The organism is Nocardia sp. NPDC006630, assembly GCF_040611495.1.
In the GTDB taxonomy this organism is placed as follows: domain Bacteria; phylum Actinomycetota; class Actinomycetes; order Mycobacteriales; family Mycobacteriaceae; genus Nocardia.
Map to the genome: position 1 here is coordinate 179,285 of NZ_JBEXOK010000002.1, position 13,254 is coordinate 192,538.

General features: G+C 67.4%; 14 protein-coding genes. 5 read left to right on the forward strand and 9 right to left on the reverse strand.

The genetic code is table 11. The annotated features are described in order from the left end of the window. Positions 1–11: 11 nt before the first annotated feature. Complete coding sequence (locus ABZX86_RS05125; protein ID WP_355120204.1) at positions 12–1,271, reverse strand: bifunctional 3,4-dihydroxy-2-butanone-4-phosphate synthase/GTP cyclohydrolase II; 1,260 nt, start codon at positions 1,269–1,271, stop codon at positions 12–14. Between the two features lie 82 nt (positions 1,272–1,353). Further along, positions 1,354–1,980 carry a riboflavin synthase gene (locus ABZX86_RS05130; protein ID WP_355120206.1) on the reverse strand — a complete coding sequence of 209 codons (627 nt, stop codon included), beginning with the start codon at positions 1,978–1,980 and terminating at the stop codon, positions 1,354–1,356. A gap of 610 nt (positions 1,981–2,590) precedes the next feature. Between ABZX86_RS05130 and ABZX86_RS05135 the strand changes: the two genes are divergently transcribed. Continuing rightward, positions 2,591–2,878 (forward strand): hypothetical protein, encoded by a 288-nt coding sequence (locus ABZX86_RS05135; protein WP_355120208.1) that lies wholly within the window; start codon positions 2,591–2,593, stop codon positions 2,876–2,878. Here ABZX86_RS05135 and rpe read toward each other — a convergent pair. Then, positions 2,864–3,529, reverse strand: coding sequence for a ribulose-phosphate 3-epimerase (gene rpe / locus ABZX86_RS05140; RefSeq protein ID WP_355121266.1), 666 nt, complete (start codon positions 3,527–3,529; stop codon positions 2,864–2,866). The genes ABZX86_RS05135 and rpe overlap by 15 nt on opposite strands. A gap of 181 nt (positions 3,530–3,710) precedes the next feature. On the opposite strand from rpe, the gene ABZX86_RS05145 reads away from it, so the two are divergent. The 3 genes from ABZX86_RS05145 to ABZX86_RS05155 all read left to right on the forward strand — a co-directional run bounded on the left by ABZX86_RS05145 (position 3,711) and on the right by ABZX86_RS05155 (position 5,814). Continuing rightward, on the forward strand, positions 3,711–4,133 hold the full coding sequence (locus tag ABZX86_RS05145; protein WP_355120210.1) for an anti-sigma factor: 423 nt from the start codon (positions 3,711–3,713) through the stop codon (positions 4,131–4,133). Continuing rightward, a complete protein-coding gene (locus ABZX86_RS05150) occupies positions 4,133–5,110 on the forward strand; it encodes a SigB/SigF/SigG family RNA polymerase sigma factor (protein WP_355120212.1) in 978 nt (325 codons plus the stop codon). Before ABZX86_RS05145 ends, ABZX86_RS05150 begins: the two co-directional genes overlap by 1 nt. A gap of 92 nt (positions 5,111–5,202) precedes the next feature. Further along, positions 5,203–5,814 (forward strand): hypothetical protein, encoded by a 612-nt coding sequence (locus ABZX86_RS05155; RefSeq protein WP_355120214.1) that lies wholly within the window; start codon positions 5,203–5,205, stop codon positions 5,812–5,814. Between the two features lie 73 nt (positions 5,815–5,887). On the opposite strand, the gene ABZX86_RS05160 is transcribed toward ABZX86_RS05155, so the two are convergent. The 6 genes from ABZX86_RS05160 to ABZX86_RS05185 all read right to left on the reverse strand — a co-directional run bounded on the left by ABZX86_RS05160 (position 5,888) and on the right by ABZX86_RS05185 (position 12,361). Next, the gene (locus ABZX86_RS05160) at positions 5,888–7,339 is read right to left on the reverse strand and encodes an RsmB/NOP family class I SAM-dependent RNA methyltransferase (RefSeq protein WP_355121268.1); all 1,452 of its coding nucleotides are present in this window, start codon (positions 7,337–7,339) and stop codon (positions 5,888–5,890) included. Positions 7,340–8,193: 854 nt separating this feature from the next. Further along, positions 8,194–9,117, reverse strand: coding sequence for a methionyl-tRNA formyltransferase (gene fmt, locus ABZX86_RS05165; RefSeq protein WP_355120216.1), 924 nt, complete (start codon positions 9,115–9,117; stop codon positions 8,194–8,196). Continuing rightward, positions 9,117–9,677: a peptide deformylase gene (gene def, locus ABZX86_RS05170; RefSeq protein ID WP_355120218.1), complete on the reverse strand. Its 561-nt coding sequence runs from the start codon at positions 9,675–9,677 to the stop codon at positions 9,117–9,119. Before def ends, fmt begins: the two co-directional genes overlap by 1 nt. A gap of 85 nt (positions 9,678–9,762) precedes the next feature. Next, positions 9,763–10,722, reverse strand: a complete 960-nt coding sequence (locus ABZX86_RS05175; protein ID WP_355121270.1) for an alpha/beta fold hydrolase — start codon at positions 10,720–10,722, stop codon at positions 9,763–9,765. A gap of 123 nt (positions 10,723–10,845) precedes the next feature. Continuing rightward, entirely contained in the window at positions 10,846–11,469 is a 624-nt protein-coding gene (locus ABZX86_RS05180; protein ID WP_355121272.1) for a PadR family transcriptional regulator, read from the reverse strand. 196 nt (positions 11,470–11,665) lie between these two features. Then, positions 11,666–12,361, reverse strand: a complete 696-nt coding sequence (locus ABZX86_RS05185; protein ID WP_355120220.1) for an HAD-IA family hydrolase — start codon at positions 12,359–12,361, stop codon at positions 11,666–11,668. 86 nt (positions 12,362–12,447) lie between these two features. On the opposite strand from ABZX86_RS05185, the gene ABZX86_RS05190 reads away from it, so the two are divergent. Beyond that, a complete protein-coding gene (locus tag ABZX86_RS05190) occupies positions 12,448–13,248 on the forward strand; it encodes an ATP-binding cassette domain-containing protein (protein ID WP_355120224.1) in 801 nt (266 codons plus the stop codon). Positions 13,249–13,254: the final 6 nt, after the last annotated feature.

Here is a 13,254-nt window from a genome sequence, read left to right on the forward strand (position 1 = left end):
GTCGGTGCGATTCAGATCGCGGTGTCGCCGAGATCCAGATCGTCCAGGCCGACCAGATCGTGACCCATACGATCGCGCTTGGTGCGCAGGTAGTGCAGGTTGTGCGAATTGGCGCGAACCGGCATCTGCACGCGCTCGGTAATGCTCAGACCGTAGCCCTCGATGCCCGCGCGCTTATCCGGATTATTGGTCAGCAGCCGCATGGAGGTGATGCCCAGATCCACCAGAATCTGTGCGCCGGTGCCGTAGTCGCGGGCATCGGCGGGCTGACCGATGGCGATATTGGCGTCGTAGGTGTCGAGTTGCTGCTCGTCCTGCACCTGGTAGGCCTGCAGCTTGTGCATGAGGCCGATGCCGCGGCCCTCGTGGCCGCGCATGTAAAGCACCACGCCGCGGCCCTCATCGGAGACCAGCTTCAGCGCGGCGTTCAGCTGCGGACCGCAATCGCAGCGCAGTGAGCCGAACACATCACCGGTCAGGCATTCGGAGTGCACGCGCACCAGCACGTCCTCACCCTTGCCGTCGGCGCCGGCGATATCGCCCAGGACCAGCGCGACATGTTCGGAATCGTCGTATTCGCTCTCGTAGCCGATGGCCTTGAAGTCACCGAACGCGGTCGGGATGCGGGCCTCGGCGACACGGCGGACATGCTTTTCGTGCTTGCGCCGCCAGGAGATCATGTCGGCGATGCAGATAAGCGCCAGATCGTGCTCGTCGGCGAAAACGCGCAGCTCCTCGGTGCGCGCCATATCGCCTTCGTTCTTCTGGCTGACGATCTCGCAGATGACGCCGGCGGGGCTGAGCCCGGCCATGCGCGCCAGATCCACGGCGGCCTCGGTGTGCCCGGCGCGGCGCAGCACGCCACCGTCCTTGGCGCGCAACGGGACCACGTGACCCGGCCGGGTCAGATCATCGGACTTGGAGGCGCGATCGGCGAGTACCCGCATGGTGGTGGCGCGATCGGCGGCGGAGATACCGGTGGAAATGTTCTCGCGGGCATCCACGGAGACGGTGTAGGCGGTGCCGTGCTTGTCCTGATTGACCGCGTACATCGGCGGCAGGCCCAGGCGGTCGCAGTCCTCGCCGGTGAGCGGCACACAGATGTAGCCGGAGGTGTAGCGGATCATGAAGGCCACCAGCTCGGGTGTCGCCTTCTCCGCTGCGAAGATGAGGTCGCCCTCGTTCTCCCGGCTCTCGTCGTCGACGACGACAACGGCCTTACCGGCTGCGATGTCGGCGACTGCGCGCTCGATGGTGTCGAACCTGGTCACGTCTGTTGTGCTCCATCTCGAATTAGGTGCCTACCTACAGTAAGCCAGCGTCCAATTTGCGCCGCCTCCGGCGTCGCTGTGGTCATCCGCGCTGGACGAGTCGCTCGACGTACTTGGCGATCACATCCACCTCCAGGTTCACGGTGGTACCGGCGGGCGCGGACCCGAGCGTGGTGAGCGCACGCGTGGTGGGGATCAGCGAGACCTCGAACCAGTCCTTGCTGCCGTCGGCGGCCGCCTCCGCGGCGATGCCGAGGCCGGAGACGGTCAGCGAAATGCCGTCGACGGTGATGGAGCCCTTCTCGACGACGTAGCGGGCGACGCTGTCGGGCAGCGAGATTCGCACCACCTCCCAGTTCTCCGAGGGGGTGCGCGAGAGCACGGTGCCGGTGCCGTCCACGTGGCCCTGCACGATATGGCCGCCGAGCCGGCTGTTCACCGCGGCGGCGCGTTCCAGATTCACCCGGGAACCGACCGCGAGGCCGCCGATGCTGGAGCGGTCGAGCGTCTCGGCCATGACGTCCACAGTGAAGACGTCACCGGCGACCTGCTGGTCCACCACGGTCAGGCAGACGCCGTTCACCGCGATCGAATCACCGTGTCCGGCATCGGAGGTCACCAGCGGGCCGCGAATGGTGAGGCGGGCCGCATCGGCCAGTTGCTCGGTGGCGACGATCTCGCCCAGCTCCTCGACGATGCCTGTGAACATGCCCTGCCTCTCCCTGTCACCTAGGGCCACGTACCGGGCCCTCTGCTTGCGCCAACAGCCCGGACCACCGGCGGTATTCCCGATGGGCGCGGTCCGCCACCAGCCTAACGACGCCGGGTCGTAGACGACATGCGGCCTACTTCACTGGTGGGTTCGGTACCGCCGGACGCCACGAGAGGGTAGAAGCCGACCGGAAGTGGGCGAATTCGCCGAATTGCGCGGGATACCCAATTGAAAATTCGGAATTTCCCAGTTTTGCGAATTGTCCACCCGGGGGCAATCAATCCGCCCTACCCAATTCACGACTCGCTCACACCAGAATCTTGCGCATCGGCGGAAATGGACGCAATATTGTTATGCAGCTGATTCCTACCGTTCAACTTCTCCGCGAGCAGTCCCGCCCCCTCGCGGGTCGGATCCAGGTGGACTACAACACAATTGGGAGTGCAGCGTGACCACGCTTCTCGATACCACGCTCGAAGTTCGCTGCGTGCAGTACCGGCGCGAATTTCATCTGCCGGCATCGATCGATCCGACGTCACGACACATATTACTCGAGATAGGCAGCCGTTACGGAGCCATCACAATGCCCGCCGAACTAGGCGAAAGAGTGCAAAAGCGACTCGCGCAGGCCGATCTGGCCGGGCCGGTCGTGCATCACCCGCGCGCACGGCGCTGGACCTTCATCACCGGTCCGGTCCGGCCGGAGACCCTCGGCGCCTCGGTCGCCGCCGCACTGTTCCGGGCCTATGCCACCGTCGCCTGCGCGGGCGCTCAGGTCGTACTCCCGTCCGCCGATGACGAACGGACGGGATACCGCACCTGGATTCAGCCGCCGGAGACGGTCAGTTCGGTGCCGCCGCTGGAAACCGTGGTCGAGGCGCTACTTCGCCGCTGAGGCTTCCACCGCGATGACCCGCTGCCGCAGTGCTTCCACGGTGGCGGCGGGGTCGGCGGTGCCGTACACGGCGGAACCGGCGACAAAGCAATCGATTCCGGCCTCGGCGGCCTGCTCGATGGTGTTCATATTGATGCCGCCGTCGATCTCCACCACCAGGCGCAGCTCGCCGGCGTCGACCAGGCGGCGCACCGTGCGCGCCTTGTCCAGCACCTCGGCGATGAAGGACTGCCCGCCGAAGCCGGGCTCGACGCTCATGACCAGCAGGGTGTCGAACTCGCGCAGGATCTCCAGATACGGCTCGATCGGAGTGCCGGGCTTGACCGACAGCCCGGCCTTCGCACCCGCCGCGCGGATATCGCGCGCCACGGCGATCGGATTGTCGGTGGCCTCGGCGTGGAAGGTGACGTTGTACGCGCCCGCCTCCGCATAACCCGGCGCCCAGCGCTCCGGATTGTCGATCATGAGGTGGCAGTCCAGCGGAATGTCGGTGGCCCGCAACAGACTTTCCACCACCGGCAGCCCCAGGGTCAGGTTCGGGACGAAGTGGTTGTCCATGACATCCACGTGCACCCAGTCGGCGCCCTCGATGGCCTTCACCTCGTCACCGAGTCGCGCGAAATCGGCGGACAGGATGGACGGCGCGATCATGGGCGCGGGCCGCGCGAAGGGGGAGGAAGGAGTGCACACACGCGGCAGTCTAACGGGACCGCCGCCGTGGATCGACGAGACCGGTGATGCCCGGTCTCGGTACGGTCGCGAGCAACCCACGAGCCGGCGATCGCGGCGAATGCGCTGATTGCCGCGCGGTGGAATGGGTAGCCTAGTGCAGGTGATCAACATTTCGGCGGAGCAAGGGCTGCGGGCCACACCGGTCGAGATCGGTGTTGCCGCCTCCGTCTCCCAGTTGCCCATCGTGCGCGGACTCGCCGAAACCCTGGTGTTGCTCAGCGAATTCACCCTCGACGAAGTCGCCGATATTCGCCTCGCCGTCGACGAGGCGGCCTCCACCGTCATCGCGCTGGCCGCACCCGGTACGACGCTGCAGTGTGTGTTCACCGTGGGCGATACGGATTTGGTGGTGCGGGTCAGTGGTGTGGCCAAGACCGAGGGGATGCCGGATCAGCGCAGCTTCGGCTGGCATGTGCTGCGCACCCTCTCCGATGAGGTGACCGCCGCTCAGGGCGAGTTCGACCCCGCAATCTCCGGATACCCGACGACGGTTGAGTTCCGGCGGGTCCGGGGGAAGGCGTAGTGGCCGACGAGGACATCGTGTTCGTATCTCCTGAAGAAAAGCAGCCCGGCTCACCCGAAAACAGCACTGCCGCCGAGACAACCGAGAACGGCACAGTCGTCGAGACAACCGAGAACGGCACAGTCGTCGAGAACGAGACGGCTGCCGACACCGAGGACACCGCCGACGAAACGGTCGATGCCGAGGAAGCCGAAGAGCTCGCCGAGGAGGTCGCGCGCAGCGGCTCCGGATACGACGATGTGTCGGCACTGTTCGAACAGCTGGCGGCCACCGATCCGAAATCTCCGCGGCGCACCGCGCTGCGCGGTGAGCTGATCAACCGCTGTATCCCGCTGGCGGACCACATCGCTCGCAAATTCTCCGGACGCGGCGAGCCGTTCGACGATCTCACCCAGGTGGCGCGCGTCGGGCTGGTGCACGCGGTGGATCGGTTCGATGTCAGCCGCGGCTCCAACTTCCTGTCGTTCGCGGTGCCGACCATCATGGGTGAGGTCCGCCGGTACTTCCGTGACAACACCTGGGCCATGCGAGTTCCGCGACGGGTCAAGGAAACTCATCTACGCATCGGCGCGGCCATCGACGCGCTCTCGCAGCAGCTGGGCCGCTCCCCCACCGCCAAGGAGATCGCCGCCCAGCTGGGCATCGACGCGGACGAGGTGACCCAGGCCGTCATTGCCGGGAACGCCTACCAGCCCGCCTCGATCGACGCGGTGTCCGTGGGCCGCGATACCGAGGCCTCGCTACTGGACACCCTCGGTGAGGAGGAGTCGCAGTTCGATCGGGTCGAGGAGTACGTGGCGATCCGGCCGCTACTGGCGGGACTACCCGAGCGGGAGCGGCGCATTCTCACCATGCGGTTCTTCGAATCCATGACGCAGACGCAGATCGCTCAGCAGATGGGGATCTCGCAGATGCACGTCTCCCGGATTCTGGCGAAAACCCTTGCCCGCCTGCGGGAGCAGACGACACGCGAATAGTTCCGCCGCCCCGCCCGTTATGGGCTTGCCAGGCACTCGCACCGGTGCGACGATCAACGTCTCTCGGCACGTACCGCAATCGGGCGGGACACATGACGCAGCACCGCGATCAGCATATTGTGAATCAGATCGACCAGCTCGTCAGCGAGCAGCTGGCCGACGGGGAACCGCACACCGGTTACGACTACGGCGATCCGGATTTTCCGCGCTGCCCGCATCCCTGGTGCGATGAGGAGTGGCACGGACTGCCGATCACCACGCGGATGGCCGAAATGCGCTGGCGCGGTGAGGTGGATCCGGGTTACCGGTACCCGGACGATACTTCGGCGGTGCTGTGCCCGGGTTCCGAGGACGCCGGCGATTTCACGCCCGCCGACAAATTCCGGGCGCTGGCGCAGCTGCGGCAGTCGGTCTCGGTATCGCGCACGGTGCGGCGGATTCGGGCGGAGGCGCAGTGGTGGTGCTGTTTCCACATTGCCGATCTGTCGATCAGCTCCGTGGTGGTGCGCGGCGGTGGCTCGCCGCAGCGGTTTCTCCAGATCAATGGTGAGACAGTCGAATTGGTGCCCGATGTCGACGGCACCTGCATGCTCGGGCGCACCGATCGGGGACCGGACGCCGGTGCGCGACCGCAGTGGATGGCCATCCACTGCCGCCAGGTGCCGCGCGCGGGCGTGTGGGTGTCCTGGCGGCCGACACCCTGACAGATGAGGTCCGCACCGATCGGTGCGGACCTCATTCAGTCCTATGCCGCGTAACGCGAGCGCCTATACCGCGTTACGCGAGGGGCTTGCGCAGCGCGGCGACGAACATGGCGTCGGTGCCGTGGCGGTGCGGCCACAGCTGCGCAGCCGGACCGTCACCGAGATCCGGGACGCCGGGCAGCAACTCACGAGAATCGAGCTGCTCTGCACCTGTTCGGCGGACCATATCGGATACCACCGATACCGTCTCCGCCAGATGCGGGGAGCAGGTCGAGTACACGACCACGCCACCCGGACGCACCAAATCCCATGCGGCGGAAAGCAATTCGCGCTGCAATTTCACCAGATCGCCCACATCGGACGGCTGCCGGCGCCAGCGTGCCTCCGGGCGACGGCGCAGCGCGCCCAGGCCCGTGCAGGGGGCATCGACCAGAACGCGGTCGTACCCCGGAGTCAGACCGCTGTCGCGACCGTCGGCGACGTGAATATCGACCGGCATGCCGCGGGTCGACTGGCGGACCAGTTCGGCGCGATGCTCGGCGGGTTCCACCGCATCGATGCGGAAGCCGTCGATATCGGCGATCGCACCCAGCAGGGCGGCCTTACCACCCGGACCGGCGCACAGGTCCAGCCAGCGGCCGCCGTCCGGGCCTTCCAGGGGAGCGCGCGTAAGGGCCAGGGCAACAAGTTGACTGCCCTCGTCCTGCACTCCGGCCAGGCCGTCGCGGACCGGTTCCAGCTTGCCCGGATCACCACTGTCGAGGTAGACGGCGTACGGCGACCAGCGGCCTTCCTCGCCGCCGGTCACCAAAGCCAGCTCCTCCGCGCTCATTTCGCCCGGACGCGCCACCAGATGCACGATCGGACGGGCATCATCGGCCGCGAGCACCTCGCGCAGCTCACCGGCCCGCTCCCCCAGCGCATCCGCGAACGCCTGTGCGATCCACACCGGATGCGCGAACTCGAACGCCATATGCCCCAGCGGATCCTTGGGCGCCAGCGCCTCGACCCACTGCTCGGCCGACTTCTCCGCCACTCGCCGCAGCACCGCATTCACGAAACCGGCCCGCCCGATACCGAATTCGGCCCGCACCAGCGCCACCGAGGTATCCACCGCCGCATGCGCCCCGATTCGAGTCCGCAGCAGCTGATACGCGCCCAACCGCAGCGCATCCAGCAGCGGCCCGTCGATCTCGTCGACCGGACGCCCGGCCCCCGCCGCGATCACCGCATCGAGCAGCCCCAGCGACCGCGCCGACCCATAGGTCAACTCGGTGGCCAGCGCCGCATCCCGCCCACTGATCTTCCGCTCCCGAAGCAGTCCCGGCAGCACAAGATTCGCGTAAGCATCCCGCTCCCGTACCGCCCGCAACACATCCCGCGCAACCACCCGCACCGGATCCAACCCCTGCGCGGCCTCGGCCCCCCGATCCCCGCGATCCCCATGCTTACCGGCAGCAGTAGTCCGCTTCGAGTCACCCTTGGCCGCAACCCGCCCCCGAGTGCCCTTGCCGCGACTGACCACACCGGAGCTCCGGCCCCGATCCGCCTGCGCCCCAGCCGATTCCCGCTCACCGCCCCGGCGATCACTCCCACCCGACTGGACGCCGGCACCACCCGCACTCTGAGTTCCAGCGCCACGGGCAGCGTCGAACTGCTGCTGATTCCCTTGCACCGCAGCTGATTTGCGCTGGCCACCCGCCGCGGACCGTGGGCCACCCTTGCCTGCGGCGCGTGCCTCGCCGCTGCGAGCGGAGTCATTGTGAGCAGGCCCGGAACGGTCTCGATCAGAAGATCGCTGACCGGCAGCGGAAGTGCTCCGATCGGCGTGTGGCGCAGCGGAACCCGTCGGCTCCGTCCGGCGGTGCTGATCACCCTGCGTCGCAGAGCGTTCGCGGTCACCACGACTGTCGCCGGCGGCCCCGCGAACGGCGCTGGTCCGAGGTCCGCGCGCGGCGGCACTGCGGCCCGCGGCAGTGGACGCGCCGCTACCGCCGGTGTGGGCCGGGCGCGATTCGGAGTCGCTGCGGCCACGCTCGCCGGTGGTCTTGCGGGAGTCCGTGTTTGCCGTGCGGGCGGTGTCCGGCTTCGGGCGCCAGTCGCGGCGCGGCAGTTTGGCTGCGGGCTTGGCGTCGCGGCGGTCGCCGGTGGCGGGGCGCCCGGCGCTGGTGCGCGAGTCGCCGCTGTCCGCGCTCTTACGCGGGCGGCCGGAATCGGCGTCGCCGCGGCGGCGGTCGCCGGTGGCGGGACGGGCTCCGGTGTTGGTGCGGGAGCGGTCGTTCGCGGTGCGCGCGGTGTCTTTGCGCGGGCCGCGGGACTGCCCGGTGGCGGGCTTGTCGCGGCGGTCGTCGCCGGTGGCCTCTCCCCGATCGGGGCGGGTCATTCGACCACCGCGCCGGGCTGGAGGCGGGCGCCGCGGGCCCAGTCTAGGGCTGGCATCATGCGTTTTCCTTGGGGTTGCACCTCGATGAGGCGGACGGCTGTGGTGGCGGTGCCGATGAAGACGCCCGACTTGCGGACCTCGATCTCGCGTTCGGGGAGGGTCTCCTCCACCATCTCGATCGGGCCGAGCTTGAGACGTTTACCGTCGACCTCCGTCCACGCGCCCGGATTCGGGGTGACCGCGCGGATTCGGCGAGAAATGGCCAGGGCGGGCTCATCCCAGCGGATGTGGCCCGCTTCCGCCTCCACCTTGGAGGCGTACGACACGCCCTCCAGTGGCTGCGGAACCGCTTGCAGGGCACCGGCTTCCACCCCGTCGAGGGTGGATTCCAGCAGGTGCGCACCGCTTTCGGCAAGGCGCTCGAGCAGGATGCCGGAGGTATCGGTGGCGCGCACAGCCTCGGTGACGGTGCCGAAGACCGGACCGGTATCGAGACCCTTCTCGATAAGGAAGGTGGAGGCGCCGGTGATCTGGTCACCCGCGAGAACGGCCGCCTGCACCGGGGCTGCGCCACGCCAGGCGGGCAGCAGCGAGAAGTGCAGATTGATCCAGCCGTACCGCGGAATCTCGAGCACCCGCTCGGGCAGCAGCGCGCCGTAGGCGACCACCGGACAGCAGTCCGGCGCCAATTCGGTCAGCTGCTCGATGAATTCGGGCTCCGACGGCCGCTTCGGCGTGAACACCGGAATGCCGTGCTCGTCCGCGAGCAGCCCGATGGGTGAACGGGTGACCTTGCGCCCACGCCCGGCGACCGCATCGGGACGGGTCACCACGGCCACCACCTCGTGGTTCGCGGATTCGATGAGCCGGCGCAGCGACGGCACCGCCGGTTCGGGGGTGCCGGCAAAAACCAGGCGCATCAATTGCTCCGTTCCCGGGCGCGACGGCCCCCACCGATTTCCGACGCGGGCAGCACGGTGATCCCCTGGGAGAACCAGGACGATTCACGCAGCGTGCGCATCGCTTCCTTGCGAACCTCGGGCGCCAGCCGCTGCAGGAACAGCACACCGTCCAAGTGGTCGGTCTCATGCTGCACGCACCGGGCCAGCAGACCCTCGGCGCGGAATTCGACCGGGGTTCCGTCCATATCGACACCGCGCGCGATCAGCGTATGCGCGCGCACGACGTCCTCACGCACGCCGGGGATGGACAGGCAGCCTTCGGGCCCGATCTGCGTCTGCTCCCCGACCACCTCGAAAACCGGGTTGATCAAATGTCCCTGGGCATCACCGGTGTCGTAGACGAAGACACGTAATCCGACCCCGATCTGCGGGGCCGCCATACCGACGCCCCCGCTTTCGTACATGGTGTCGACGAGGTCGGTCACCAGCTGGCGCACCTGGGGATCGAACGTCTCGACCTCCGCCGCGCGAGCGCGCAGGATCGGATCGCCGAACAGGCGGACAGGCTGGATGGTCACGGGCAACTCCCGGTGCGAATGAATGCGGTCGTCTCATTTTACGGATAAGACGAAGCCGCCACGCCACGCACCGGGCTGAGGACGCTCACGAATGTGCGGCCAGCACCACATCGCTGATGCCGGTACCCAGCGCGACGGCGGTGCAGGTGGGCTGCACGGCATGCGCGGGATCGAGGACATTGAGCACCATCTGCTGCACATACGGGTCGTAGACCATGTGGAAGTGCCCGGTCAGATCGGTCGAGCACATATCCTGCAGCACCAGATTGGTGGCGCCCTCACCATGTAGCGCGATGTTCGCGAACGGCTGGATCATCTCGTCCACGCGGCTGCCGATTGTCGTATATCGCACACCGGGGACGGTGTCACCGCCGGCATTGAGGTCCTGAATGAACGGCGAGCCGGCCGCCTGCTGGATCGCGGCGAGCGAGGTGGCCTGCTGCACGACCTCGTAGAGCACCGGGGCTCTATCGGCCACCGGCACCAGCCCGTACATGACGCCGCCGTAACTGGGCGAGGCCATGCCGACCCACTGGCCGACCTTGGGCGCACCGCCCAGCTTGTTGATGTAGTAGCGAGTGACGCTGGCGCCCTGCGAGAATCCGACCATATCGACCTGTGCGGCGCCGGTCGCGGCGAGCACCTGATCGACGAAATCGCCGATCTGCGCGGAGCTCGCCCAGACATCCTCGGTGCCGAAGCTGTCCCCGCCGACCTTGCCGCCGTAGTTCACCGCAAAGACGCAGAAACCGGCCTGCGCGAGTACGGGACTCAGGGCCGACCAGTCGGAATAGGCCGAGGAGTCGGTGCCGTGCGCGAGCACGATCGGACGCGGATGGTCGGCAGTCGGCTTGCAGCCGAAGTCATTCGACCCGGCCGGCGCCGCGTCCGGATGTTCTTTGAGATACCGGGCCGCTGCCAGATGTTCGGTCTGCGGCGGCCCGGCTTCGCTGGGCACCTCGATCGGTCGTAGCGCGGGCGCGGCCGCGGCCACCCCGGTTTCCCACGGAGTCGCGCCGACACCCGCGATAATCCCCAGCAACATGACCCCGACCGGTGCGACGCTGCGCAGCAGCGGCTTTCGCATCCGACTCGACCGAATTCCCATACAGGAATGATCTCTTGTGAACAGTCACAATGCACACCAGTTCGAGGTGTTGCGCACCCACTACTTTTCGGGTGTGTCGTCTTCGGCGAGGATCCGGTACAAAGACCGGCGCGCCTCGGTGAGAATCTCCGCGGCCTTGGCCGCCTGCTCGGGCGTGCCGACCGAAGCGACCTGTGCGACCGCACCCATCAGCTGACCGATCAGCCCACGCAGATCGAGCGCCTGATCGCCGACGCCGTCCTTGACGTCCTGCCAGGGATCGCCCAGATCGGCGCGGTTCTCCTCGAGGTACGCGGTGCCGGCCTCGGTGAGCTTGGCGGTCTTACGACCCGCCACCTTCTCGATAATGACCAGACCCTCGTCCTCGAGCTGTGCCAGCGCGGGGTAGATGGAGCCCGGGCTGGGACGCCAGACGTCCTGGCTGCGCTCGCGGATCTGCTGGATCAGCTCGTAGCCGTGCATGGGCCGGTCCTCCAGTAGCAGGAGGATGGCCGCGCGCACATCGCCACGACGCCCGCGTCCACCGCGACCGCGACCACGGCCGAGGGGTCCGGCGCTGAAACCGCCCGGGCCGAAACCACCGGGACCGAAGTCCGGGCCGAAGCCACGACCGTGGCCGTGCCGGTGCGGGCCGCGCTCGCCGCGGGGACCACGTTCACCGAACGGGCCGCCACCACGTCGCATCCGCGGATGTTCGGGGCCCTGCTGCTCTTCCGCTCGCAGTCGCCGCCAGGGCCCGCGGCCCCTGTTGTCAAAGTTCTCCATGTTTTCCATGGTGTGCTCCTAAAGGTTCGTCGTTGTACTTGACGTTATCGACGATATATCGACAAACTATCGATAGCAAGTGTGTCGCGTGACACAAACCTGCCAGTCTGGATCTTTAGGAGGGTACGGAGATCAACCCGCGGTCGAGGAGAATATCGCGCAGGGCGGTCCGGCGATCCGCCGTCGAAATCGGCTCGACCAGGGCGAATTCACAGCCGAGAGCCGTCGAGCCGCCGTCCGCCTCAACACTGTCGCCGATCATCAGAGCGTTCTCGGCTGCCACCCCGAGCGCCGCGAGCGCGGATTCGAAGATGCGCGGATCGGGCTTCATGGCGCCGATTTCGAACGAGAGGGCGAAATCGCCGATATATCGATCCCAGCCGCGGCTGGCGAACGCCGGGCGGATGTCCCAGGCGATATTGCTGACCACGGCCACCGGCACACCGCGTTCGTGCAGCGCCTGGAAAACCTCGCCGGCATCGGGATAGGGCGACCACGCCTGCCAGTCGAGCATGCGCTCGTAGAGCTGTTTCGCCGGCACCTCGGGCACGCCGGAGCGCTCGAGCACCTGAAGATAGGCGATGCGGTGCAGGGCGGGGTCGAGATCCCTTCGGTCCCAGGCATATTGACCCGCCTCGTCGAAATCGACGAACTGCTCCACGGGTGCGGTCATGGCGCGCATGATGGCGGCGACCTCGTGCGCGTCCAGTGGCCTGCCGTCCGCATCGGTCAGATCTATCGCCCAGAGTTCCGAGTCCTCCAATCGGAAAACCGTGCCGGAGAAGTCGAAGAGAACCGCCTCGATCGCCATATCGCCAGACTACACAGCAGATTTACCGCTATTTTTGTGCCGAAAACCACTCCTCAACTTGTCTGAGGAGTTGCTATCGTGGGCGTATGAACGACTTCCCGGTGCTCCAGGTCGATGCGGTCGATGTCGTGCGGGATGGAAACCTTCTCCTGCAAGCGGTTTCGCTCACGGTGCGATCGGGCGAGCACTGGGCGCTGCTGGGGCCGAACGGTGCGGGCAAGACGACTCTGCTGCGCATGCTCGGGGCCTTCGAACATCCCACCCGCGGGACGGTCGAGGTGCTCGGCAAACGACTCGGCCGCGTCGATATGCGCGAATTGCGCACGGCCATCGGGCATGTCGACCCGCGCCATACGCCGCGCAGCCCGCTCACGGTGCACGAGGTCGTACTCACCGGCATCACCAATACCGCCGAGCTGGTGCCGCGCTGGCAACCGTCCGCCGAACAGCTCGCCGAGGCCGAGCGTTTGATCGAACTGCTCGGGCTGTCGCACCGCCACGATGCGCCCTGGCCGATCCTGTCGCAGGGGCAGCGCGGACGCGCGCTCATCGCCCGGGCGCTCATGCCCAATCCGCGCCTGCTGCTGCTCGACGAACCGGCGACCGGCCTGGATCTCGCTGGGCGCGAACAACTTCTGGAACGCCTCGACGCACTGCAGCGCGCACATCCGGACCTGGCCTCGGTGCTGGTGACACACCACCTCGAGGAGCTGCCCCCGGGCACCACGCACGCCATGCTGCTGCGCGACGGGCAGGCGCTGGTGAGCGGAACCGTCGGTGACGTGGTGACCAGCGAACACATCAGCGCCGCTTTCGATCACCCGGTGCGCATCGTGCGCGAGGACGGCCGCTGGAGTGTGCGCGCGGCCCAGCCGGCACACCACTGACCGGCA

What these genes read in the sequence shown, in the direction of transcription:
- ABZX86_RS05130 (WP_355120206.1), bottom strand. Translation starts at nt 1,980, where the DNA reads ATGTTCACAGGCATCGTCGAGGAGCTGGGCGAGATCGTCGCCACCGAG.
- rpe (WP_355121266.1), bottom strand. Translation starts at nt 3,529, where the DNA reads ATGATCGCGCCGTCCATCCTGTCCGCCGATTTCGCGCGACTCGGTGAC.
- ABZX86_RS05155 (WP_355120214.1), top strand. Translation starts at nt 5,203, where the DNA reads ATGACGCAGCACCGCGATCAGCATATTGTGAATCAGATCGACCAGCTC.
- fmt (WP_355120216.1), bottom strand. Translation starts at nt 9,117, where the DNA reads ATGCGCCTGGTTTTTGCCGGCACCCCCGAACCGGCGGTGCCGTCGCTG.
- ABZX86_RS05175 (WP_355121270.1), bottom strand. Translation starts at nt 10,722, where the DNA reads ATGTTGCTGGGGATTATCGCGGGTGTCGGCGCGACTCCGTGGGAAACC.
- ABZX86_RS05180 (WP_355121272.1), bottom strand. Translation starts at nt 11,469, where the DNA reads ATGCGACGTGGTGGCGGCCCGTTCGGTGAACGTGGTCCCCGCGGCGAG.
- ABZX86_RS05185 (WP_355120220.1), bottom strand. Translation starts at nt 12,361, where the DNA reads ATGGCGATCGAGGCGGTTCTCTTCGACTTCTCCGGCACGGTTTTCCGA.
- ABZX86_RS05190 (WP_355120224.1), top strand. Translation starts at nt 12,448, where the DNA reads ATGAACGACTTCCCGGTGCTCCAGGTCGATGCGGTCGATGTCGTGCGG.